General features: G+C 75.4%; 1 protein-coding gene. It reads right to left on the bottom strand.

The window, feature by feature from the left end; all coding sequences use genetic code 11:
* A partial coding sequence (locus tag ACLQ21_RS15740; protein WP_425664915.1) for a transposase occupies nucleotides 1–293 on the bottom strand: 293 nt, incomplete at both ends.

Genomic DNA, 293 nt, shown 5'->3' with positions numbered 1-293 from the left:
GCGCCGATGATCAGGTCGCCCTCCCAATGCCCCGGCACGGCCCGGTCGGCGGCCTCGGCCGGCCGCTCGCTGATCCGCGGCGCGTCCCGCAGGTGATGGGTCGAGGAGGGCCCGCCGGGCTTGCGCGGCTTGCGCAGCGCGCGGCCGCTGCGCAGCGCCCGGGTCAGCTCGCGGCGCAGCTCGCCGCGGCCCTGCACGTAGAGGCTCCGGTAGATCGTCTCGTGGGACACGTGCATCTCCAGATCATCCGGGTGCTCGCGCCGCAGCCGGTGCGCGATCTGCTGCGGCGAATG

This window comes from Agrococcus sp. DT81.2 (assembly GCF_049844935.1).
Taxonomy (GTDB): Bacteria; Actinomycetota; Actinomycetes; order Actinomycetales; family Microbacteriaceae; genus Agrococcus.
Note: the sequence above shows the minus strand (reverse complement) of the source record. Positions and strands in the feature narration are given on the sequence as shown.